General features: G+C 71.5%; 24 protein-coding genes and 1 pseudogene. 21 read left to right on the top strand and 4 right to left on the bottom strand.

What is annotated here, in order from left to right:
• Positions 1-2: 2 nt before the first annotated feature.
• From C7M71_RS15175 to C7M71_RS15160, 4 genes are all read left to right on the top strand, one after another.
• Positions 3-1,448 (top strand): dihydrolipoamide acetyltransferase family protein, encoded by a 1,446-nt coding sequence (locus tag C7M71_RS15175; RefSeq protein WP_114914376.1) that lies wholly within the window; start codon positions 3-5, stop codon positions 1,446-1,448.
• A gap of 217 nt (positions 1,449-1,665) precedes the next feature.
• Entirely contained in the window at positions 1,666-2,931 is a 1,266-nt protein-coding gene (locus C7M71_RS15170; RefSeq protein WP_111488610.1) for a M64 family metallopeptidase, read from the top strand.
• 40 nt (positions 2,932-2,971) lie between these two features.
• Entirely contained in the window at positions 2,972-3,619 is a 648-nt protein-coding gene (locus C7M71_RS15165; protein WP_111488612.1) for a GntR family transcriptional regulator, read from the top strand.
• Between the two features lie 77 nt (positions 3,620-3,696).
• Positions 3,697-5,136: an MFS transporter gene (locus C7M71_RS15160; protein ID WP_111488614.1), complete on the top strand. Its 1,440-nt coding sequence runs from the start codon at positions 3,697-3,699 to the stop codon at positions 5,134-5,136.
• Between the two features lie 69 nt (positions 5,137-5,205).
• On the opposite strand, the gene C7M71_RS15155 is transcribed toward C7M71_RS15160, so the two are convergent.
• Positions 5,206-6,033 carry a maleylpyruvate isomerase family mycothiol-dependent enzyme gene (locus C7M71_RS15155; protein WP_111488616.1) on the bottom strand — a complete coding sequence of 276 codons (828 nt, stop codon included), beginning with the start codon at positions 6,031-6,033 and terminating at the stop codon, positions 5,206-5,208.
• Positions 6,034-6,196: 163 nt separating this feature from the next.
• Here C7M71_RS15155 and C7M71_RS15150 point away from each other — a divergent pair, with 163 nt between their 5' ends.
• On the top strand, positions 6,197-6,994 hold the full coding sequence (locus C7M71_RS15150; RefSeq protein ID WP_111488772.1) for a carbon-nitrogen family hydrolase: 798 nt from the start codon (positions 6,197-6,199) through the stop codon (positions 6,992-6,994).
• Positions 6,995-7,298: 304 nt separating this feature from the next.
• Positions 7,299-8,681 (top strand): S53 family peptidase, encoded by a 1,383-nt coding sequence (locus tag C7M71_RS15145; protein ID WP_111488618.1) that lies wholly within the window; start codon positions 7,299-7,301, stop codon positions 8,679-8,681.
• Positions 8,682-8,751: 70 nt separating this feature from the next.
• Here C7M71_RS15145 and C7M71_RS15140 read toward each other — a convergent pair whose 3' ends face one another.
• Positions 8,752-9,300, bottom strand: a complete 549-nt coding sequence (locus C7M71_RS15140; protein ID WP_111488620.1) for an LURP-one-related/scramblase family protein — start codon at positions 9,298-9,300, stop codon at positions 8,752-8,754.
• A gap of 207 nt (positions 9,301-9,507) precedes the next feature.
• Between C7M71_RS15140 and C7M71_RS33215 the strand changes: the two are divergent.
• Positions 9,508-9,891 (top strand): annotated as a pseudogene (locus C7M71_RS33215) (phosphotransferase); the annotation flags it as partial.
• Between the two features lie 134 nt (positions 9,892-10,025).
• Here the strand turns inward: C7M71_RS33215 and C7M71_RS15130 are convergent.
• Positions 10,026-10,250 carry a DUF397 domain-containing protein gene (locus C7M71_RS15130; protein WP_111488622.1) on the bottom strand — a complete coding sequence of 75 codons (225 nt, stop codon included), beginning with the start codon at positions 10,248-10,250 and terminating at the stop codon, positions 10,026-10,028.
• Positions 10,247-11,122 carry a helix-turn-helix domain-containing protein gene (locus tag C7M71_RS15125; RefSeq protein WP_175607689.1) on the bottom strand — a complete coding sequence of 292 codons (876 nt, stop codon included), beginning with the start codon at positions 11,120-11,122 and terminating at the stop codon, positions 10,247-10,249. Before C7M71_RS15125 ends, C7M71_RS15130 begins: the two co-directional genes overlap by 4 nt.
• Before the next feature lie 269 nt (positions 11,123-11,391).
• Between C7M71_RS15125 and C7M71_RS15120 the strand changes: the two genes are divergently transcribed.
• From C7M71_RS15120 to C7M71_RS15065, 14 genes are all read left to right on the top strand, one after another.
• Positions 11,392-11,655 (top strand): hypothetical protein, encoded by a 264-nt coding sequence (locus tag C7M71_RS15120; protein ID WP_162824258.1) that lies wholly within the window; start codon positions 11,392-11,394, stop codon positions 11,653-11,655.
• Positions 11,656-11,741: 86 nt separating this feature from the next.
• Positions 11,742-12,074, top strand: coding sequence for an ATP-binding protein (locus C7M71_RS15115; protein ID WP_111488628.1), 333 nt, complete (start codon positions 11,742-11,744; stop codon positions 12,072-12,074).
• Between the two features lie 119 nt (positions 12,075-12,193).
• Positions 12,194-12,928: a hypothetical protein gene (locus tag C7M71_RS15110; protein ID WP_111488630.1), complete on the top strand. Its 735-nt coding sequence runs from the start codon at positions 12,194-12,196 to the stop codon at positions 12,926-12,928.
• Between the two features lie 2 nt (positions 12,929-12,930).
• Positions 12,931-13,599: a dTMP kinase gene (locus C7M71_RS15105; protein WP_111488632.1), complete on the top strand. Its 669-nt coding sequence runs from the start codon at positions 12,931-12,933 to the stop codon at positions 13,597-13,599.
• Entirely contained in the window at positions 13,596-14,465 is an 870-nt protein-coding gene (locus C7M71_RS15100) for an isocitrate lyase/phosphoenolpyruvate mutase family protein (RefSeq protein ID WP_111488634.1), read from the top strand. Before C7M71_RS15105 ends, C7M71_RS15100 begins: the two co-directional genes overlap by 4 nt.
• Positions 14,466-14,506: 41 nt before the next feature.
• Positions 14,507-14,980 (top strand): NUDIX domain-containing protein, encoded by a 474-nt coding sequence (locus C7M71_RS15095; RefSeq protein ID WP_111488636.1) that lies wholly within the window; start codon positions 14,507-14,509, stop codon positions 14,978-14,980.
• Positions 14,977-15,891, top strand: a complete 915-nt coding sequence (locus tag C7M71_RS15090) for an NAD(P)-dependent oxidoreductase (RefSeq protein WP_162824257.1) — start codon at positions 14,977-14,979, stop codon at positions 15,889-15,891. The genes C7M71_RS15095 and C7M71_RS15090 overlap by 4 nt, the downstream gene beginning before the upstream one ends.
• Entirely contained in the window at positions 15,888-16,730 is an 843-nt protein-coding gene (locus C7M71_RS15085; RefSeq protein ID WP_111488640.1) for a hypothetical protein, read from the top strand. The genes C7M71_RS15090 and C7M71_RS15085 overlap by 4 nt, the downstream gene beginning before the upstream one ends.
• Before the next feature lie 37 nt (positions 16,731-16,767).
• A complete protein-coding gene (locus C7M71_RS15080; RefSeq protein ID WP_111488642.1) occupies positions 16,768-18,651 on the top strand; it encodes a radical SAM/SPASM domain-containing protein in 1,884 nt (627 codons plus the stop codon).
• Between the two features lie 85 nt (positions 18,652-18,736).
• A complete protein-coding gene (locus C7M71_RS30675) occupies positions 18,737-18,877 on the top strand; it encodes a hypothetical protein (RefSeq protein WP_162824256.1) in 141 nt (46 codons plus the stop codon).
• Between the two features lie 90 nt (positions 18,878-18,967).
• Complete coding sequence (locus C7M71_RS15075) at positions 18,968-19,876, top strand: aKG-HExxH-type peptide beta-hydroxylase (RefSeq protein WP_111488644.1); 909 nt, start codon at positions 18,968-18,970, stop codon at positions 19,874-19,876.
• A 356-nt stretch (positions 19,877-20,232) separates the two neighbouring features.
• Positions 20,233-20,355: a hypothetical protein gene (locus tag C7M71_RS32625; protein WP_265737658.1), complete on the top strand. Its 123-nt coding sequence runs from the start codon at positions 20,233-20,235 to the stop codon at positions 20,353-20,355.
• A 67-nt stretch (positions 20,356-20,422) separates the two neighbouring features.
• A complete protein-coding gene (locus C7M71_RS15070) occupies positions 20,423-21,301 on the top strand; it encodes a phosphotransferase family protein (RefSeq protein ID WP_111488646.1) in 879 nt (292 codons plus the stop codon).
• A gap of 320 nt (positions 21,302-21,621) precedes the next feature.
• Entirely contained in the window at positions 21,622-22,857 is a 1,236-nt protein-coding gene (locus C7M71_RS15065; protein ID WP_229758738.1) for a carbamoyltransferase C-terminal domain-containing protein, read from the top strand.
• The last annotated feature ends 5 nt before the right edge of the window (positions 22,858-22,862 follow it).

The following is a 22,862-nucleotide window of genomic DNA, read 5'->3' as shown; positions in this document are numbered from 1 at the left end:
CGATGACCACCACCGATGTGCAGCAGGTCCGCGAGTTCCGGATGCCGGACGTGGGCGAGGGCCTCACCGAGGCCGAGATCCTCAAGTGGTACGTCCAGCCCGGCGACACCGTCACCGACGGCCAGGTCGTCTGCGAGGTCGAGACCGCCAAGGCCGCCGTGGAGCTGCCGATCCCCTATGACGGCGTGGTGCAGCGGCTCTTCTTCGAGGAGGGCACCACCGTCGACGTGGGCACCGCGATCATCGCGGTGGCCACCGCCGGCGGGGCCGCGCCCGCCGCTCCGGCCGCCGCGCCCGAGGCCGCCCCGGCGGCGGCCGAGCCCGCAGCGGAGGAGGAGCCGGAGCGGCGCGAGGTGCTGGTGGGCTACGGCCCGCGTACCGCCACCGCCCGCCGCCGCCCCCGCAAGGCGCCGACCGCCCCGGTCGCCGCTGCCGCCGCCGCGCCCGCCGCCGCTGTGGCTCCGGCCCCCGCTCCGGCCCGGGTCTCGGTTCCGGTCGCAGTGCCGGTCGCGGTTCCGGCCGCGGTGCCGGTTGCGGTGCCCGCCCCGGAGCAGACGGCCCGGCCGCTGGCCAAGCCGCCGGTCCGCAAGCTGGCCAAGGACCTCGGCGTCGATCTGCGCGCCGTCACCCCCTCCGGCCCCAACGGCACCATCACCCGGGACGACATCCACGCCGCCGTGGCCCCCCCGCAGCAGGCCGAGGTCCCGGCTGCCGCCCCGGTCGAGCTGCCGGCGCCCGCCCAGGCCGCCGGCGACCGCCGGGTCCCGGTCAAGGGCGTCCGCCGGGCGACCGCGCAGGCGATGGTGGCCTCGGCCTTCACCGCCCCGCATGTCACCGAGTTCGTCCAGGTCGACGTGACCCGCACCATGAAGCTGGTGCGCAAGCTCAAGGAGTCCGGCGAACTCGGCCCGGTCCGGGTCTCCCCGCTGCTGCTGGTCGCCAAGGCGCTGCTGATCGCCATCCGGCGCCACCCGGAGGTCAACGCCGCCTGGGACGAGCCCAACCAGGAGATCGTCTACAAGGCGCAGGTCAACCTGGGCATCGCGGCGGCCACCCCGCGCGGCCTGCTGGTGCCCAACATCAAGGACGCCGGCGCCAAGACGCTCACCGAGCTGGCCGCCGCCCTCCAGTCCCTGGTGGAGACCGCCCGCGAGGGCCGGACCCCGCCCGCCGACATGCAGGGCGGCACGGTCACCATCACCAATGTCGGCGTCTTCGGCGTCGACACCGGCACCCCCATCCTCAACCCCGGCGAGGCCGCCATCCTCGCCGTCGGACAGGTCCGGGAGCTGCCCTGGGTCCACAAGGGCAAGGTTGTCCCCCGCCAGGTCACCACGCTGGCCCTCTCCTTCGACCACCGCCTGGTCGACGGCGAGCTGGGCTCCAGGGTCCTGGCCGACACGGCCGCGATCCTGGAACGCCCCAAGCGCCTCATCACCTGGGGCTGACCGGGACTGGGCTGAACCGAGACTGGGCTGAACCGGGCCTGGGCTGAACCGGGCCTGGGCTTGACCGAGAAGGGCCTCCGCCGGCAACGGCGGGGGCCCTTCCCCGTGCGCGGGGCCCTTGCTCTCTTCCGGTGACCTTGCGGCGTGGCGGGCGGCCGGGAGCGGCGGGGCGGGTACGACTTCGCGGGTCGATCACCCCCGGCCAGCGAGGTTTCCCATGCCCGGCAGCGCAGGACGGCAGGGCCGTGCCAGGGCCGTGCTGGCCCTGCTGGCGGTGGTGGCGCTGCCGGTGCTGCTGATCGGTGCGGAGCCGCTGCGGCCGTTCGGTGCGGCGGTGCGGTCCCCGGAGCCGGGGTCCGGGCGGCTGGTGCCGCCGCCGACCCGGGGCGGCGAGGGCGACCAGGGGGAGGGCGGCGGGCCCGGCGTCGACATACGGCGCACCGGCGATCCCCGGAACCGGATCACCCTGGTGCTGCTGGGCGACGGCTACACGGCGGGCCAGCTGGGGCTGTTCCGGGAGGAGTCCGACCAGGCGTGGCGGGCGCTGATGCAGATCGAGCCGTTCCGCACCTACCAGCGCTTCTTCAACATAAGGCGGGTGGAGGTCGTCTCGCCGGTGCCGGGCATCCGCGAGCAGCGGGCGGCCACGCGGGCGGTGCCCTCGCCGCTGCGGATGCACTTCTGGTGCGACGGCACCGCCCGGCTGCTCTGTGTGGACGAGGACGAGGCCGAGCGGCTGGCCGGGCCGGTGCCCGGCCCGCACTATGTGATCGCGATTGCCAACTCCACCCGCTACGGGGGTGCGGGCGGCGCGGGGGTCACCACGCTGTCGGGCGGCAGCCCCGAAGCGAGTCGGATCATCCAGCACGAGATGGGCCACACCCTGGGCGACCTGGGGGACGAGTACGACAGCGCCCCGGCCGACGCGGGCTACCCCAACCTCTCCACCGATGACGAGGAGGCCATGCGGCGCGGCCGCACCAAGTGGTGGCGCTGGCTGGGCGCGGCGTCCCCGGACGGAGGTGTGGTGGGGGCGTACCGAGGAGGCAACGGGCTCTTCCGGCCGACCCGGGACTCGGTGATGCGGACGCTCGGCGGCGACTACAACCCGCCGTCGCAGGAGGCGATCATCGAGGCGCTGTACCGGCGGGTCGATCCGCTGGACGGGGTCAGGCCGGCCGCCGGGGAGGTCTCCGGGCGTCCCCTGCTGCGGGTGCGGCCGGTGCCGCTGGTCGGCGACCGGCAGCTGCGGATCAGCTGGCAGGTGGACGGGCACCCGGTGCGGCCCGGGTCGGCGGACGGCACCTGGCTGGACCTGGCGCAGCTGGACCTGGCAGGGCTGGGGCTGCGGGGGCCGGGGCTGCCCGGCGGGCGGCCGGTGACGGTCACCGCGACGGTGCGGGACACCACCGACCGGGTGCGTGACGAGGAGTTCCGCGACCGCTGGATGACCAGAACCGTGCGCTGGACCGTCCTGAGGTGACGCAGACCGGGGAAGCTGTTGCATCTATGATGGATGCATCATGCATCCCAAAGCCCCTCCCGCAGCCGACCGCGTCTACGGCTATGTCAAGCAGTCCGTGCTCGACCGGACCTTCGCTGGTGGCACCCTGCTGGTCGAAGGGGAGATCGCCGAGGCGGTCGGCGTCTCCCGCACCCCCGTCCGCGAGGCCCTGCTGCGGCTGGAGGCCGAGGGGCTGCTGAAGCTCTATCCCAAGAAGGGCGCCCTGGTGCTGCCGGTGTCGGCGCAGGAGATCGCCGATGTGGTGGAGACCCGGCTGCTGGTCGAGCGATATGCCGTACGCAAGGTGCTGCCGGCCTCCCCGGAGCTGCTGGGCCGCCTCGCCGACCTGCTGGCGGAGCAGCGGGCCCTGGTCGAGGCGGGCGACCTGCAAGGGGCGTCGGCGGTCGACCGCGCCTTCCACCACACCATCGTCGCCGCCGCCGGGAACCGCATCCTGGAGCACCTCTACGACCAGCTGCGCGACCGCCAGCTGCGGATGGGGGTGCAGGTGATGCGGGCCCGGCCGGAGCGGGTCCGGCTGAACCTCTCCGACCACGCCGACATCCTGGACGCCCTGCGGGAGGGCGACGGGGAGGCCGCCGAGCGCCTGGTCTCCCGTCATGTGGAACGCCTGGACGTCCTGCTGCGAAGCTCCGCCGCCCCGTGACATCGGTCAAGCCCCGAGCCCCGGAACCAGCCCCCGCACAGCAGGTACGGACACGTACAGAAGAGGAGCAGACCGCCGTGACCGCGAGCGTGCCCGGCCCCGCCGAGGCGGCCGCACCGCCGGAGTCCGACCCCGTGCGGCGGCCCGCCCGCTGCGCCACGGCCCCGGCGGGCGAGCCGCCGGGTGGCCGCGCCGCCTGGCTGGCCTGGGGGATCGGCGCCTGCGTCTATGCGCTCGCCGTGGTCCACCGCACCAGCCTGGGCGTGGCCGGGCTGGACGCGGCCGACCGGTTCGGGGTGGGCGCGTCCGCGCTGTCCGCCTTCTCCATCCTCCAGGTGCTGGTCTATGCCGCGATGCAGATACCGGTGGGGCTGCTGGTGGACCGGCTCGGGCCACGGCGGGTACTCACCTTCGGCGTGGTGCTGCTGACGCTCGGTCAGCTCGGCTTCGCCCAGTCCACCGGCTTCGCCCCGGCGCTGGTCTCCCGCGCGGTGCTGGGCTGCGGCGACGCGATGACCTTTGTGAGCGTGCTGCGGCTGGCCGCCCGCTGGTTCCCCGCGCGCCGCAATCCGCTGATCGCCCAGATCACCGGCCTGGTCGGACTCAGCGGCAACCTGGTCTCCACCGCCGTGCTGGCCCAGCTGCTGCACAGCCGGGGCTGGACCGCCACCTTCACCGCCACCGCCCTGCTGGGCATCGCCGTCCTCGCCCTGGTGGCGACGCTGCTGCGGGACAGCCCCGAGAGCGGTTCGCCGTTCCGGCCGCGCGGCCGGGCCCGTACCGCCGCCGACCCGTCGGCCCGCCGCACCCCCCGGGTCCGGGTGCCGGTGGTGCCGCAGATCCGCGCCGCCTGGCGGGAGCCCGGCACCCGGCTGGGCATGTGGGTGCACTTCACCACCCAGTTCCCGGCCAATGCCTTCGGCCTGCTCTGGGGGATGCCGTACCTGGTGGAGGGTCAGCAGCTGTCGCGCGGTACGGCGGCGGGCCTGCTCACCCTGCTGGTGGTCAGCAGCATGGCCTGCGGGCTGCTCTTCGGCCAGCTGGTCTCGCGCCGACCGGGCGCCCGTACCCCGATCGTGCTGACCGTGGTGCTGGGCACCGGCGCGCTCTGGGCCGTGGCGCTGGCCTGGCCGGGCGGGCATCCGCCGATGTGGCTGCTGGTCACCCTGATCACCTTCATGGGCAGCAATGGCTCGGCGTCCCTGGTCGGGTTCGACTACGCGCGCCCGGCCAACCCGGTGGAGCGGCTGGGCACCGCCTCCGGCATCGTCAATGTGGGCGGCTTCGTGGCCACGGCGGTGACCCTGCTGGGCATCGGCGTGCTGCTGGACGCGGTCAGCTCCGGAGGCGTCCACACCGCCGACTCCTACCGCTGGGCGTTCTGCTGGCTCTACGGGCCGATGCTGCTGGGGCTGGCCATGATCGCGCGGCTGCTCCCGGCCGCCGCGCGGCGGGAGGCCGAGCGTGCCTCGGCCCCACCGGTGACCGCGTACATCCCGGCGGCGCGGGAGGGGTGACGGCTCGCCCGGGTGCGACGGCAGACCACCCGGCCTCTGCGGCGACGCCGCCCCAGAGGCCGGGAGCCGTCACGGGGTGACGGAGAAGTTCTCCAGGATCCGCCGCCCCAGTGCCTCGTCGCCCTCGATCTTCACCTCGGCACTCTCGGGCCGGATCCGCCCGCAGGCCAGCCGGGCGTAGGTCTCCCAGTCGGTGGCCAGCTGCACGGCGGGGGCGACCGGCACCCGCTCCTCCACGGTGCCGCGACCGGCGCTGTCCACCCGTACGGTGCGGATGAACTCGACCGCCCCGTGCACATCCACCACCACCGTGGAACCGGCGGGCGCCCCGGCCTGCTTGGCGACCGCCTTGGCCAGGCCCTCGACCAGGACGTCCCGGGCGATCAGCGCCCCGGGGGAGTCCAGATGTCCGGGCAGCCCCAGCGCCCGCCGCAGGTCCTGCTCATGCACCCAGACGTCGAACGCCCGCTGGCGCAGCACCTGGTGGTAGGGCAGCTGACGGGTGTACGGGCCCATCGGCCAGCGCACCTCGTCGTCCGGCTTGGTCTTGGCGGTGCGCAGCCCCCGCGCCCGGCGGATGATGGTGTACTCCAGCTCGGCGGTCATCTCCGGCGCGGTGTGGCAGCGCCGGGTGTCCACCTGGACCTCGCAGTACCGGGTGAACTCGCTGGTCACATGGCGCAGGTCGCGCGGCAGTGAGTGGATTGGGCGGGGATCGCCCAGCAGCTCCAGCTCCATGCCGATGACGTGCGAGACGACGTCCCGCACCGACCAGCCGGGGCATTCGGTGGCGCGGTTCCACTGGCCCTCGGCCAGTGGCGCGACCAGTTCGGAGATCGACTCGATGGAGTGCGTCCATGCGTCGATGTACGCCTGGACGGTCTGGTTGTCGGCCACGTATCTTCTCGACCCCTTGATCGCTCCGGTGCGTCTGCGCGCCGGGCCCGGCGCCGGCTTCGCTCACGGGCACATGCGCTATCGGCACGTTACGCTTCCCCGTGTCACCGGGTCAGTGCTTTCGAGTGATGATCGTAGGACTCTTGGAGTGGACGGTGGTACTGTGCGCGCTTCTCTGATCCAGCTCTCCGTCTCCGACACGGAATCCCCGGACGAGCGGCGTGCCCGCGCCTCCGCCCTGGTTCGCGGCCGCACCGGGGACGACCTGGTGGTCCTGCCCGAGCTGTGGCCGCTGGGCGGCTTCGCGTACGGGGCCTGGTCCTCCGGCGCCGAACCGCTGGACGGCCCCACCGCCGAGGCGATGTCCGCCGCCGCCCGCGCCGCCGGGGTCTGGCTGCACGCCGGCTCCATCGTGGAGCGCGACCCCGACGGGCCGATGTACAACACCTCACTGCTCTTCGACCCGGCCGGCGAGCTGCGCCGCACCTATCGCAAGATCCACCGCTTCGGCTTCGACAGCGGCGAGGCGGTCGCCATGGGAGCCGGGCAGGAGATCGTCACCGCCCCCACCGAGCACGGCACCCTGGGCCTGGCCACCTGCTACGACCTGCGCTTCCCGGAGCTCTTCCGGGCGCTGCTGGACGCCGGCGCCGAGATCCTCACCATCCCCGCCGCCTGGCCCGCCCGCCGCGCCGCGCACTGGACACTGCTGGCCCGCGCCCGCGCGCTGGAGGAGCAGGCGTATGTGCTGGCCTGCAACACGGCGGGCACCCACGGCGGGGTTGAGCAGGCCGGCCGCAGCCTGGTGGTCGACCCCTGGGGCGAGGTGGTGGCCGAAGCCGGGACCGGCGAGGAGGTCCTCACCGTGGAGATCGACCCGGCGGCCGTCGCCAAGGCACGCGCCGACTTCCCGGTGCTCCGCGACCGCCTGCTCGGCATCCCCGCTCCCGTACGGCGCTGACGCCGCCGTTCCTTCGCTGTTTGTCCGCCCGAGGCCCCGACGGCAGCCGCCGCCGGGGCCTCGCCCATGCGCGGCCGATCACCCGTACGGTCCCCGGCGCAGCACTCTCCTCGCAGCCCGGACGCCTGGTCAGCGGTCCCCTCCGGGTCGGCATTTCCGGTGACCGTACACGCACAGCGCGTGATCACTCGACTTGCGAGGTCAAAGAGACCGTCAACACCATGGGTCGACGCCCTCCGATCGGATCTGCTCTCCCCGGACCAGCAGACAAGGACGCCTATGGCGTCCCCGCCAAAGGAGCACCATGGGCCACCAGCCTGCTCACCGCGCCCCCAGGGCGGTCGCCGCCCTCGCCGCGGCCACCGCCGCCGTCCTCACCGCCGCCGGAACCGGCGATGCCACCGTCGCGACCGCCGGCGGCCACCCGGCAGGTGCCGGGACCACCGCGCCGCACCCCGCCTCCGCCGGGCGCGCGCTGGTCCATGCGGTGAGCAAGCCGATCTCCACGACCGCGTGTCTGAAGAAGTACAACCTCCGGTGCTATTCGCCGCTCCAGTACCGCAAGGCGTACAACCTCAACCCGCTCTACCGCTCCGGCATCACCGGCAAGGGCCGGACCATCGTCATCGTGGACTCCTTCGGCTCCCCCACCGTCCAGCACGACCTGGACGTCTTCTCCAAGACCTTCGGCCTGCCCAGCACCACGGTGCAGATCGTCAAGTGGGGCAAGGTGCCGAAGTTCGACCCCAACATCGAGAACCACGTCGGCTGGGCCGGCGAGACCAACCTCGATGTGCAGTACGCCCACGCCGTGGCCCCCGACGCCAAGATCGTGCTGGTGGAGACCGCTGTCGCCGAGACCGAGGGCCTGACCGGCTTCCCCGAGATGATGGACGCCGAGAACGACCTCATCAAGAAGGGCATCGGCGACGTCATCTCGATGAGCTTCGGCGCCACCGAGAACACCTTCCCCGGCTACGCCAAGGGCGACCACTCCGCGCTGCTGAACCTCCGCTACGCCTTCAAGGCCGCCGCCGCCAGGAACGTCACCCTGCTCGCCGCCTCCGGCGACTCCGGCGCCACCGACTACATGCTGGACGGCGCCCGCCTCTACAAGCACCGGGTGGTCACCTGGCCGTCCTCCGACCCGCTGGTCACCTCCGTCGGCGGCACCCAGCTCACCCTCAACAACTCCGGCAGGCGGCTGAAGTCCGACCGGGTCTGGAACGACGGCTTCGGCGCCGCCGGCGGCGGCGTCTCCGGCATCTTCGCCCGCCCCGGCTTCCAGCGCGGGGTCGCCGCCGTGGTCGGCAACCACCGGGGCACCCCCGACGTCAGCCTGAGCGCCGCCGTCAACGGCGGCGCCTGGGTCTACTCCTCGTTCATCCCCGGCCAGGAGGGCTGGGGCATCACCGGCGGCACCAGCGAGGCCACCCCGATCCTCGCCGGGATCGTCGCCCTCGCCGCCCAGAAGGCCCACCACCGCCTCGGCCGGATCAACGACGACCTCTACGCCATGGCCAAGCGCTTCCCGCGCCGCAACGGCCTGATCGACGTGGTGCGCGGCAACAACTCCTTCGCCGGAGTCAAGGGCTACGCCGCCGCCAAGGGCTACGACCTCGCCAGCGGCCTCGGCACCATCGACGCCACCGCCTTCGTCCGCGCCCTCGCCAGACGCGCCCGCTGACCGGCGCCGCCGCCCGTCCCGCCCGTGGCCTCGGGCCCTCCACCGGGAGGGCCCGAGGCCACGCCGGCGGTCAGTCCTCCCGCTCCCCGTGCTCCCCGTGCTCGCCATGCCTCCCGTGCTTCTCCCGCTGCTCCTCCTCGTGCTCCGCCGCCAGCCGGTCCACACAGACCGCCACCGACAGCAGCAGCGCCGGGTCCGCCCCCTCGGCCACATCCACCGCATAGGTGTCCCGGATCCGGAACCACTTCCGCGAGATCCGCGCCAGCCGCTCGCCGCCCCCCTCGATGTCGTACTCCTTGTCGAGGAAGTCGCCGTGGATCTCCAGCTCACCGCCGTCCGCCAGCTCCGCCCGATAGGAGTCGCGGAACGGCGTGAAGAGCTTCTTCTTCACCGTCGCCACGGTCTCCCCGTGCGCGTCCTCGACCTTCATCGCGTCGCGCACACTCAGCACCTTCTTCCGGATCACCGCGACCACCCGCCCGGAGGCATCCCGCAGCTCGAACGTCTCCCGCAGCCGCAGCGCCTTCCCATCCACCAGGAACGCCTTCTCGCCCCCCTCGGTCGTGACCCAGAAGTCATCACCGATCCCGAAGATCCGCTCCCGCACCAGGTACTTCATCCCACACTTCCCTCCGCCGTCCCGAACAGCTCCCACCACCTTGGACGCCTCCCCGCCACCCCCCGGTTCGCCACCCCCGCCCGGACGGCACCCCTCACGCCTCCGGCGGCACGCTGTACCGATCAGGTCGAGTAGCCGTCCTGAGCCGTCGGCTCGACCCATGGCGTGACTGTCGCCGCCAACCAGTGAAAGCGGCAACTGCTCGCAGTGTCACCAGGGCTGCCACAACAGCAACTGACCGGCACCGCCCACGCCCGCCTCCTCCGGCCCAGACAAGGACGGCACAGCTCATGGCCTGACCTCCCGGCCGACCTCCGCGCGCGGCTTCACCCTGGCGGAACGCTGGGGCGGCCAGGACGGCAGAGCGGGAAGCGCCGTGGCCTGGTCGACGGCAGGACGCTCGCGCACACCGACCTGACCGGCTCCAACATCCTGATCTCGGGCGGAACCGCCCGTGTCATCGACTGGGCCTTTCCCGCACCCGGCGCTCCCTGGGTCGACACCGCCTACCTGGTGGTCCGGCTGATCGGCGCAGGCCACACCCCGGCGGAGGCCGAGCAGTGGGCCGCCCGGCTGCCGCTCTGGCGGGAGGCATCCCCGTGGGCGGTGACGGCCTTCGGCGCGACACTGGCCGGGCTGTGGACACTCCGGAGGGCATGGGACACCAGTACAGCGGAAGGGCCGCCTCCCCCTGCTTCGGACGAGGGAGAGCGGCCCTTTGCTGATCAAACGGTGGACTTCTTGGCGAATGCCACGAGACTGGCGAACGCCTCAGGGGCGAGGAGCAAGGCCGGACCGTCGGGGTCCTTCGAGTCGCGGATGGCCATGGCCTCAAAGGAGGTGGCGGTCAGGTCGGCGACATCGACGCAGTTGTTGCCGGAGCCGCTGTACGACGACTTGAACCAGACGGCTACATCGGCGAGTTCGGCGGCAGGGAGGTGATGGGTCATGAGGTGATCTCTCGGGTGAGTTGTTGTAGGAACTCCGGTGTCGCCTCGGACGGGAGAGCCGAGCGGGACAGTGCCTCGAACATCCGAGTGAACCGGCCGACCTCGCGGGACTTGTCCGTGATGGACATACCGGCCCCAGCATTGTCTACCTGGACTGTCATGGGCAGTGTGTCGCCGAGGTCCAGGTAGGTGAAATCGGAGAGCGACAGGTAGCCGCGAACGGACTGGGGCAGGATCTGCACGGTCACGTTGTCGAGCTTCGCAAGCCGGACGATCTCCTCGTACTGCTCGCGCATGAGGTCTGGGTCGCCGACCACGTATCGGAGCGCCGGCTCATACAGGATCGCCCACAACTTGACGGGATCATGAGGGGTCACCAGGCGCTCTTTGCGCTTCATGCGCAGCGCCACGCTCTTCTGGATGAACTCGGTGGTGGTCTCTTCGATCGGCTTGGCGATCTCATGTAGGGCCAGTGCGTACCGTTCGGTTTGCAGCAAGCCGAGCACGCAAGTCGGGTGGTATGCCCGGATGGCCTGAGCCACGGACTCGACGCCGAGGAAGCGCGGCATCGCGGGAGCCATCGTCGCCATGGTGTACGGCATCCACCAGTCCTGGCGCGAGGCGGTCCGCTGGATCTCTACCAGCTGATCAACCGCGTCGTCATCGGTGACGCCGTACCTGGCGAGGAGCTTCCGCAGGTCTCCGGCATTGCGGAGGTCCTGCAAGCCGGTTTCGACCCGCTGGAGTTTCGTCTCGCTGAACGACAGCCCCTTGACGGCGTCTTCGAGAGTGAGGCCGACCTGCTGACGCAGCTGCCGAAGCTCGTGCCCCAGCTCGATCCGCCGCGCCGTCGGCCTTGGCCGTGCTGCCACGTGCTTACCTCCCGAGTGCATGCGCTTACCATCCGTACCGATTCGCGCAGTGTCGCACGTCACATGCTGGCAGTGCCAGGCCATGCGCTTGCGGCGGCATGTGCCACTTCTCCTTCCGTGGGTGATTCAGTGCCGATTCCGTTGCAGATTCAGCGAAAAAGCGCCACGGTGTTGGAGCGCCCCGATTGATGGGGCATCAGCTGCGGCCTTTGATGCGTCCCTCGATGCCGGGGGACCGCCGCCTCCACCATCGGACTCCGGAGGTCTCCGTGCGCCGATCCTCTGCAGACCAGCTGCGCCGCCGGGTGCCGGCCGATGCCACTGCCGGACTCCCCATGCAGCTGGCCTCGCTGGACCCGGACGACCGCCTGATCCGGATATGCCCCGCCGGTGCGCCTGGGGATGCTTGGAGCAAGCAGTCGGACGGCGCCGAGGTCTTCGTGAATGGCTTCGAGCGGGCCTTGCAGCGTGCCACGGTCCTGCGGTGCCTGGAGGGCGGCCGGTGGCGCAGGCAGTGCCGGGGGCTGGCGTGACAGCGACCGAGATCGCCCTCGCCGCTCGGGTCTGTCCGCCGCGCCCCGCGACGGCATCTCTTCCGTACCGCCCGGAGTCGGCACGGATGGCCCGCCGACTTGTTCGGGAGAAGCTTGAGGAGTGGGGCCTGGACGACATGGTCGACCCCGCTGAGCTCATTGTCTCGGAGCTGGTGTCCAACGCCCTCAAGACCGGCGGCCTGACGTTCATGCAGGTGGCCATCCGGCGTCCTGCCAGGGGATACGTCCGCGTCTTCGTGCGAGACGGTTCCCGTGAACTGCCGGTGCTGATGGAGGCCGGAGTGGACGAGGAGTGTCACCGCGGGCTCGCCCTGGTCCACCACCTCACCGGCGGCCGGTGGGGCGCCATGCTCGACCCCCGGGGCAAGTCCGTGCACGCCGACCTTCCCGTCCCCTGACCCACACAGCGCCCGATCAACTCGATCCACCGACCGGCCGCCGACGGCACATGTCGTCGCTCTCCGTCACTGTATGACTACGATTCATCGCTTCGACGCGCCCACCCAAGGAGTACTGCATGGAAGGAACCACCCCCAGCGTGAGCCCACCCGGAACACTCCGGCCGACCACCGTACGGGACAGCTGGCAGGCCCTCGCCGACGGCCTGCATGTGCAGCGGGTGCACCTGCACCTGGAGCAGTGGCGGAAGGCCGCAGCGCTCCCGGCCGAACAACTCAGGCTGCCCGTCGAGTTGGACCCCGCCGACATGGTGTCCCGGCCGGTCCTCCTCGTGCCGCACGACGACATCCTGATCCGCGCCGCCGGTCTGCGGCCGTGGATCGAGGTGCCGCAGCGGCTCGGCCACGACCTGACCGCCGCCGGGCCGCTCACCCTCGCGGTGGACGAGGTGGCCCGGGAGTTGGCCGAGGGGCTCGACAGCGGCACCGAAGCCGCCGTGCACGGCGCGGCCGGGGCCAGTGCCTGGTGGGTCGGAGTGTTCGCCGTCATCCACCACGAGAGCGGTCGCACCGCCTCCCTGGCGATGCTCCAGGCTGCCGCCCGCGCTGTTGCCCTCGGTACGGCGATGCGAGTCCTGCGCGCGGCCCTGCACGCCGGGGGAGGGGGCAACCCGGGGCTGCGCGCCGCCTACTGCCGGGCCGTCGCCGAAACGGTGGTGCTGGAGCCGTCACTCCCGGGGCTGCTCGGCGAGATCGGTGGGATGCGGCTCACCGACCTGGTCACCACCTCGGTGCCATGGCGAGGCCAGTTCACCAAGTACCAGTCGGGCACCGGAGCGGGGCAGGTGGAGTAGGGATGGACACATTTCCGTTCGTCGTGATCGAGGGCCTGGACGGCAGTGGCAAGACGACGCTGCGCAAGGGGCTGTTCCGGCTCTTCGACAACCTGTACGGGGTGACGCCGCTGTCGGTGCTCACCACGAACTGGCTCGATCCCGAGGTGGCCGCAGACCTGGTGGACGGCAAGTACGCGCCCACCGAGGCCAACCGGGACCGCTACCTCGCGGCTCTGCGCGCCGACAAGCAGGCCACCGTCGAGCGCCTGATCGCGCCGTCGCTGCCGCTTCGCCCGGTGATCGCGGACCGATGGCTGCTGTCGGAACTCGCGTTCTTCCAGGTCAAGCATGGCCAGGCCCCGGCGGACACCTATGCCGAACTGGCCGGGGCGATCGACCTGGTCCCCGACCTGACGCTCATTCTGGAGGCGGCCACCAGCACCTCCATGCAGCGCGCCGCCTCCCGAGGAGCAGGGGACGCGGTCAGAGACGACTGGGACGTGGTGGACGTGCAGACCAGCGTGCGCGCCACCTACCAGGCGATCACCGGCAATCCGGTCGCGTTCCCGAAGATCGGCCCGACCGTGCGCATCGATGCCGCGCAGCCCAGGGCCGACGTACTTGCGGACGCCTGGAGGGCACTGCTGGAACGCGGCCTCACCCCCGATCCGGAAGGGAGCATCCGATGACTACGGCCGTATCCCCGATATCTCCGGCCGGGCGCCTACGCGCGGCCCTCGGCGACGCCACCAGCTCCCGGCTTCCCGTTCAGGCGATCGGGGCGGTGAACGCCATGGCGGCCCGGGTCGCCGCCGAGGCCGGATTCGATGCGCTGTGGGTGTCGGGCCTGGAGGTGTCGGCCGCCTGCGGGCTCCCGGACGAGAACCTGCTCGGCTCCCGGGACCTGGCGGATGTCGTCACCTCGCTGCGCCGTGTCACCGACCTGCCGGTGATCGTGGACGTGGACAACGCCGCCGGCACCGGGCCGTCGGCCGCGAGGTACGGGTTCGACCTCCTGACGGCCGGGGCGGCAGCCGTCTGCCTGGAGGACAGCCGCTATCCCAAGTGCAACTCGTTCTCCGAGCATCGCGCCCAGGGGTTGGCGGACACCGCAGCGGTGTGCGAGCAGATCAAAGAGCTGCGGGCCGCCGCCCCGGAGCTGCTGCTGATCGCCCGCACCGAGACGCTGATCTGCGGCGGCAGCATGGACGACGCGCTGGCCCGGGCAGAGTTGTACGAGGCAGCCGGGGCGGACGCCGTGTTGCCGCACAGCAAGGACATCAGCGGCCGTGAGGCTCTGGAGGCCGCCCGCCGGTGGGGCGGCGTGCCGCTGGTCACCGTTCCCACCGCGTTCCCCCACCTTGACCGGCGACTCCTCGGGGAGGCCGGGTTCCGCCTGGCGATCTACGCGAACCAGCTGTCCCGCGCCGCACTGGCCGCGATGCGGGGTGCGGCCGGTGCCTTTCGCGCCACGGGTGCCTTCCGAGCCGACCAGTTGGCCGGCGTCCAGGACCTGATGCGCGTCGCCGCCCCCGACGCCCGCGCCTGCCTGTGACATCCCTTCCGCCCCGACAGCCCAGTACGGAGACACATACCTTGAGCGATCTGCCCAGCATCAGCGTGTCGGTGAAGGCAGCGATCATCCACGGCGGGAAGGTCCTGCTCCTGTCCTACGACGACAGCGCCGACGGCGGCTGTTTCCACTACAACCTACCCGGAGGTAAGGCGATCGAGGGAGAGTCGCTGCGCGACGCCGTCGTCCGCAAGGTTCGGCAGGAGACCGGCCTTGCGGTGCGGACCGTGCGGTCGATGTTCGTCATGGAGTACGTGCCCGGCCAGTTCGGCAAGAACCTCGGGCCGCAGCACAAGACCCAGCACAACTTCCTCGCCGAGATCACCGATGGCCGCACCGCACCCAGGTTCTCCGACCCGCGCGACCCCATCCAACTCGGCTTCGAATGGGTGCCGCTGGACCAGCTCACCACCAAGACCCTCATCCCCCAGGTCGCCCCCGCCATCCTCGCCGCCCTCACGGACACCCGCGATGCCCTCGTGGACCGTGCCCAATGAGCGCCCCCACGATCCTCGTCGCTCGCGGTGCGGCCAACCCGAACGACCTCGTCCGACACCTGACCACACACGACGTCTACGAGTTCACCTGCCTCAGCGACGTTGTCGGGCCCGCGCGCCGCGCGGAGCTGATCGTCCTCCGCTCCGGCATCTCTCTCGGTGAGGAACAGCTGGCCGCCATGCCATTGCTGCGCCACGCCATCCGGGCCGGCTCCGGGCTGGACGGCATCGACACCGACCTCCTCGCCGATCGGGGGATCGGCCTGCACCGCCACCCGGAGGCATCCGCTCCGGCGGTCGCCGAGTGGTGCCTGATGGCGCTGCTCGCCCTGGCTCGGCGCGTCCCGCTCGGCGCGCACGCTCTGGGCCTGGGCGACCACCTCAAGATGGCCTGCATGGGTCGTCCGGTCGCGTCGATGAACGTGGCCATCTGGGGTGCCGGACCGGTCGGCCGGGCAGCCGCTGCCGCCATCACGCCGTTGGTTGCCGAGGTCGCCTTCGCCGCCCGGCCGAGCATCACCGGGCTGCGCCAGCTGCCCGCGCCCGCGCTGCCCGGCTGGGCAGACGCCCATATCATCGCATTGCCCGCTATCGCGGAGAACACCGCCACGTTCGGGGCCGACTTCCTCCGCTCGGCAGCAAGGCGCCAGCCGCTGCTGATCATCGCCGGACGCCTGACCACCATCGACACCACGGCATGCCTTGGCGCCCTCGCCGACGGCCGCCTGTCCGGTCTCGCCGCCGACCCGGTCGAACCCGCCGACGCGCATCTGTTCACCACTGGCCCGAAGCCGCTGAACCTGCTCGCCACCCCGCACATCGGAGCACAGCGAAGCGACGTCCGCGAGCACCTGGACATCTGGGTCACCGAGACCGCTCGCAGGGTCCTGCACGGCAAGGGAGCGGCGTGAACCCGTGGGTGGAGCAGAGGCTGAAGGCAGCCCGTGTGGTCGCCAAGCAGCTGGCCAGGGAGTTTCCGGGCTCGCCGGTGTGGATGGTGGGGCCCGTCGCCTGCGGATTCGCCCATGCCCGCAGTGATGTCGACCTGCGGGTGCTGTTCGCCGAAGGCCCGGAGCCGGTGCTTCAGTCCCGCATTATCGACGGCATCCGGGTCGATCTGGAGGCCCTGGCCGCCACCGAGGCCGACGAACTGCGGGGCTACCTGCGGCGATTCCATATCCTCGCCGACGACGTCGACCTGTTCCGTACCGTCCGACGCCGCTTGTCCGCGCTGACCGTGCTGCGTACCGCCCGTGCCATGGACGGCATGGAGCAGCCGGTTCTCACCGCCACTGAGCGGGATGTCTACCGCAGGTGGGCGCTGGCAGACCGGGTCCAGCACGCGATCAGTCTGGTCGAGGATCTGGACGGCTTATTCCAGGCCAACCTGAACAACGCCATGGACCTGGTGGTGCGGCAGCTGCACATTGCCGTCCAACAGGCAGAGAACGTGGCTGGCGGCCATCCGCTGCTCGGCGACAAGTGGACCCCCGTCCTTGCCGAGACCCCGCTGCCGGGCGTGGTCCCGGTTCACCAGGCATTCAGTCAGGCCCGCAGCCGGCTGCTGGCCGCGCTGCTGACCGTGTGGCCGGATACTGCCGAGCCGGACGGCCAGGTGCCGGACCACTGGTTGGACCTCGGATGGATCCCCCAGCGCTACAGCGACGGCTGGCGACTGAAGTTCGCCGACCTCACCATCCGCCTCACCCCCGGCCGGCTGGCCGCGTGGCAGAAGGCGCTTCGCCCTTGACCGGGCCCGGAGCCCGCTCCTCCTTGGGAGGCACCAGATGCACCCCACCACTCCGAACGAGCAGATCGACCACCTGTACCGGTCGCTGGAGACATCCGAGGCCGACGCCGTCTCGGTGATCCTCAAGGTCCGCGGCGAGACCTGCGACATCGACTGCCTGCACTGCTACGAGAAGCGCAAGGAGGGACCCGGTGGCGCGCGGATCAGCGCCGACCAGGTCGACCTCCTCCCGAAGCTCTTCGGCACCCGGCCGCTCGCCATCGAACTCCACGGCGGCGAACCGCTCACCGCCGGTAAGGACCACATTGCCCACCTGCTGCGCACCCTCGCGGCCATGCCGCAGGTCAAGCGCCTGTCCCTACAGACCAACGGCGTCCAGCTCGATGCCGAGTGGCTCGACCTGTTCGACACCCTGTACCCCGGTCTGGAGATCGGCATCTCCCTGGATGGCGACCCCGAGGGGAACCGGTGGCGCGTCGACTACCAGGGCAAACCCACCTACCCCGCTGCCGTCAGGGCACTGGACCTCCTGGCTGAGTGCGGCCGAACGTGCGGGATCATCACCACCGTCACCCCTGCGGTCCTCGGGCGCCACGCCGAGGTCCTGGACCACCTGGCCGTGTTCAAGGCCGTCACCTCCGTCAGCTTCGTACCGTGCTTCGACGCCACCATCACCCGGCCCACCGCGTACACCGGTCGCCGCCGTCCGGCCAGCCGTGCCCTCCAGCAAGCCGTCCTCACCGGCCTCGACGGCCCGGCGTGGGCGATCACCCCCGACCAGTACGCAGAGTTCGTGCTCGGCGTCACCCAGCACTGGATGACCAGCGGGCTGTTCCGCCGCCTCAAGCTCTCCCCGGCTGTGCCCACCATCCGTCGGCTGCGCGGCCTCGGGGTGTCGTTCTGCCACTTCTCGGACATGAAGTGCGACCACGTGTTCACCCTCTACCCCGACGGACGCATGGGCAGCTGCGATGAACTCCCCTGGCCCCAGGCCCAACTCACCGTCCTACAGCCCACCACAGGCCGGGCCGAGATCACCGCCGCACAGCGCAACTCCAACCTCCTCGGCCAGGGCAAGGACCTCATGCGGGCGTGCATGACCTGCGACTACCGCACCACCTGCGGCGGCGGCTGCATCGCCACCCGCTGGCGCATGAACCTCACCGGCCAGCACGACGCGTACTGCGACTACCGGATGCGGCTGATCGACGGCACCGCAGCGCTCCTCGCCGACCCCGAACACCCAGGCGGCGCCTGGTGCCGAACCGCCCGCTGGCGCCCCACCCCCGTCAACCGGATGCGCGACGTCCAGGCGTTCCTCACCACCTGGGACAACCCCACGGCCCCCCGCCGCCCGGCCGAGCTGCACACCAGCGAGTTCGGCAACATCAACACCACCGGCCTGCCCGGCACCCAGCTCGCCGACGACCTCGACCCCGCCCACCCTCAGTGGGCCGCCGCGATCGAGCCCGGCGTCAAACCGCTCGTCGACCACCTCACCAGCCGCTGGCACCTCGTTACGTACGACAGCTGTGAAGGCCACCAGTACGACGACCCCGCCCGAAACAACCAGCCGCGGGACGTCGGCCTCCTCCCCCGCACCCCCACCGAGTACGCCGCCACCGCAGTCGCCCTGTGCCGTGCCGCCAACCGCTGCGCCGCCGCCATGCCGGCGGCCGTCCGCCTCCTGGTCGCCCGGAACAACCTGACCTGCGAGACCACCGGTCGTACCTACCCGGTCCTCGACCTGCGCCTGCTCCCCACCTCCGGAACGGCGGACAGCGCGTACTTCGCCATCCTGGACGCCGCCACCGCGTTGCTCCTGGGCGCCCTCGAAGCCGACGCCCCCAACGAGGGCACTTGCTGTGCCTGCCCACTCCCGGCCGACACCCACCCCGAACTTCCACAGGCCACGGCGTGAACACCGCGACACCACGGGAGCGATCACCGCCGACCCGCAGAACTCCATCACACCCCAGCCGACCTGCACAGAAAGGGCATCCGCTGTGAAGAACGACACCTGGGCCAAGGACTTCCTCGACGCCGTCGACGAGCTCCGGGACGACGACGGGTCCGTCCGCTTCACCATGCACTCCTCCCGGGAGGGCGCCGACGACTGGCCGACCGAGCCGACCGCCCACGCATGACCGGAACACCTGGGTGCCTGGCTCGCTAGACACCCCGGGGCCAGGGCCACCCAGGTCCTGGCCCCACCCAGCCCCCGCAAGGAGACCGCGATGGACCTCACCACCGTCTTCCGCATGCCCGCGATCCACGACCTCCACCGGACCAAGACCGAGCGCATCCACCAGGCCCTCGGCCGGGGCGCCGGCCGCCTCATCACCCCGACCACGCACGCCCCCGCCACCGGCTACGCACTCGCGCACCACGTCCTCGAAGGCGCCGAACACGCCGCTCGCGTGGGCGACCCCGACACCTTCGTCTGGTACAGCGAGCACCCCGACGCCGCAGCTACCGAGCTCACTCCGGCCGCCGGGCCGCTCACCGTCGTGCCGGCGGAGGAGCAACTGCTCACCTCGTACGTCTCCGACACCCCGTACTACGTCCTCGGCCCCACCACCCAGGCCGCCCCCGGGCACCTGCACAAGCTCACCCTGGAATCGGCCACCCTCGCCGCCGACCAAGGTTTCGGCGACCTGGTAGACGCCCACGCCCCGATCGTCTGCCTGCTCACCGGCAAACCCCTCGGCAGCCCCCTGCGCAGCTGGACCATCAGCCGCATGCCCGGCACCGTCTTCCTCGACTACGTCCCCGACAACACCGTCATGGTCGCCCGCGACCTCATCCATGAAGCCGGCCACAACTGGCTCAACGACGCGCTCACTGCCACCGGCTGCGAGATCGACAACACCCGGACCTTCTACTCTCCATGGAAGAAGACTCACCGGCCCGCCTACGGATTCATCCACGGCTGCTGGTCGTTCTCCCTGGTCACGCTCTACGTCGCCGCCGTGCTGCCCACCACCACCGGCGAGACCCATACCTTCCTCACCGCCTACCTCGACCGGCAGCGAGCCCAGCTCCGCGTCGTCACCGGCGACCACGAAACCGCCCTGCGGACCATCAGCGACAGCACCCTCCGTACCCGGCTGCGCATCGTCTACCGGCACGCCCTCGCGTTCTGACGGCTTCGCTCCTGCCTCGGACGCCTGCCGCAAAGCAGCCGCACAGCGGTCGCTTCGGCGCCCATCGACCCTGCACATACGCCTGTGGGCCTCGAATCGCCGGTTGGGGCCCACATAAGCAGGCGGTCCGGCCGGACTGCGGTCAGCCGCGCCTTCGTTGCGAACAATGCAGGTACGCGACACGATGCAGAGCGAGCCCTGCGTCGCATCAACGAGTGCCTTGCTTGCACCGAGGGCAGCAACGAAGCTCATGAGCTACAAACGCGAGGATGACCAGCGCCGCCACAACGCGTCGAACGCGCTTGCTCAGCTCGGTCAGGCACTGGGGTTGGACTGTCGAAGCCGGCGGGTACACCGTGGACACCGAGCTGCGGGGCATGCCCGCCAACTGCTCCGAAGGCAGCGGCGGTGACGGCAGCGACACCAGTGGAAGCGGCAACTGCTCGCAGTGTCACCAGGGCTGCCACAACAGCAACTGACCCCACCGCCCACGCCCGCCCCCTCCGGCTCGGAGCGGGCGGGCCCGACTCAAGGACGGCGCAACTCATGGCCTACGCCTGGGACGACCTTCCGGCCGACCTCCGCGCGAGCATCCAACTGCGCACCGGCCATGTGACCAAGGCCGTACCGCCGACGGCGGGCACCGTCTCGGACTACGCCGCCACGCTGGACACCGCCACCGGGCCGGTGTTCTGCAAGGCCATCCGTACGGACAACCCCCGGGCGTGGATGCATCGCCGGGAAGCAGCCGTCAGCCCTGCGCTGCCGAACACCGCCGCCGCGCTGCACTGGTCGGTCGAGGCCGTCGGCTGGCTGGCGCTCGGGTTCGAACACATCCCCGGCCGCCACGCCGACCTCTCACCGGGGTCGGGGGACCTGCCCCTGATCACCCGCACGCTCGGACAACTCGCCGACGCTCTGACCCCCGCTCCGCCCCTGCGCGGCTTCACCCTGGCGGAACGCTGGTCCGGCCAGGACTACTGGCAGACAGTTCGCGAGCGGCACCCGGACCGGCTCGGGCCGTGGACGGCAGTCCGCCTCGATGCACTGGTCACGGCAGAGCGGGAAGCGCCGGGCCTGGTCGACGGCAGAACGCTCGCGCACACCGACCTGACCGGCTCCAACATCCTGATCTCGGGCGGAACCGCCCGTGTCATCGACTGGGCCTTCCCCGCACCCGGCGCTCCCTGGGTCGACACCGCCTACCTGGTGGTCCGGCTGATCGGCGCAGGCCACACCCCGGCGGAGGCCGAGCAGTGGGCCGCCCGGCTGCCGCTCTGGCGGGAGGCATCCCCGTGGGCGGTGACGGCCTTCGGCGCGACACTGGCCGGGCTGTGGACACTCCGGAGCGCCGAACAGCCCGGTCGGCAGTGGGACATCCTCAGCGCCCACGGACTGGCCTGGCTGCGGCACCGGCTCGGCTGACCGCCCGGACCGCCCGGCGGCCCGACGCCTACCGGATCAGGCGGTCAGCTCGGAGAGCGACGGATAGCCGCGAACCGACTGGGCCAGGAGTTGCACGGTCACGTCTCCTCGTACTGCTGCGTCGAGACGCCAGGGCAGGTGAACGCCGGAGTCACCGGACCAGCGGGACCACAACGGCCGTCTCGGGAGAACATTCGAGACAGGCCGCGGCAGCGAGCGGCGACAAGCACAACCACCCCAGCACCCGCAAGGGCACGCTCACCGCTCCGACCCGCGCGCTCCAGTGGTGCCTGGAGGCAGCCGGCATCGAGCCGGAGGACGTGGACGCCGTATGGGCCGCCTCCATGCGTCCCAACCCCGCAGCCGGCTGGTGGCTGGCCGAGGAGCGGGAAGAACTCGCCGCTCTCCTGCCCGCCCCGCTCGGCGAACGCCTCCGCCTCCTCTCCCACCACACGGCCCACGTGCTCTCCGGCTACCTGCTCTCCGGGCACGAGCGCGCCGGGGGCCTCGTCATCGACGCCGGTGGCTCCTCACTGGGCGCCGACTTCGGCCCGGGCCGGGAGCGCATCACGGGGTACGACCTGTGGCCTGATCGCATCGACCGCCTCTACCAGGGCATGCCGGCCGTCGTGCCGGGCCCGGTGGGGCCCCGGCGCGTCCACTCCTCCCCCGGGCACTTCTACCGGAACCTCGCCCGGCGGGTGATCCCACCCGGCGACGAGCCCGAGGGCAGCATGATGGCGCTCGCGGCCTTCGGCGATCTCCACCTCAACGGTCGGCTGGCCGCCGACAGCGGATTCGACACCCTCTTCGTCGCGCCAGCCCCGCACGACGCCGGTACAGCCGTGGGCGCCGCGCTCTACGGCTGGCACTACCAACTCGGGCAGGAGCGCGTACCGGTGCCGACCGACGCTGCCTGGGGCCCCGGTCCGGGCGTGCTGCCGACGACAACGGTGCCGTCCGGCTATCGCGCCTTGTCCCAGCTCGGGAGCGGACTGGCCCCCACAGTGGCGGCACTGCTCGCCGAGCATCGCATCGTCGGCTGGGTGCAGGGACAGCTCGAATTCGGGCCGCGTGCCCTCGGCCATCGCTCGATCCTCGCCCACCCCGGTCACACCGCCACGCGGGACCGACTCAACGCGATCAAGAAGCGAGCCGCGTACCGCCCGTTCGCACCGGCCGTCCTCACCGAGCACGCCACGGAGTGGTTCATGTCGTCGGGCGACCCCTTCATGAACCGTGTCGCCACCGTCCGGCGGTGCCGAGCCGACCGCATCGCGGCGGTCACCCACCACGACGGCACCGCCCGCGTCCAGTCCGTCGCCGCCGACCACCAGGGCCTGCGAGACCTCCTTGAGCAGTTCCGCGACCTCACCGGACTGCCACTGCTGCTGAACACATCCCTCAACCGCAAAGGCGCCCCGATCCTGCGGACCGCCGAGCAAGCCGTGGCAGCGGCGGTGGACCTGCGCCTCGACGCCCTCGCCGTCGGAGACACCCTGCTGCTCGCCGACCACGTCCCCGGCCCTCGTGCCGCGTCCCTTCGTGCGAGGTGAGGCGG

This window comes from Peterkaempfera bronchialis (assembly GCF_003258605.2).
Lineage (GTDB): Bacteria > Actinomycetota > Actinomycetes > Streptomycetales > Streptomycetaceae > Peterkaempfera > Peterkaempfera bronchialis.
The sequence above is the reverse complement of the archived record's forward strand: the minus strand, read 5'-3'. Positions and strand labels throughout refer to the sequence as shown.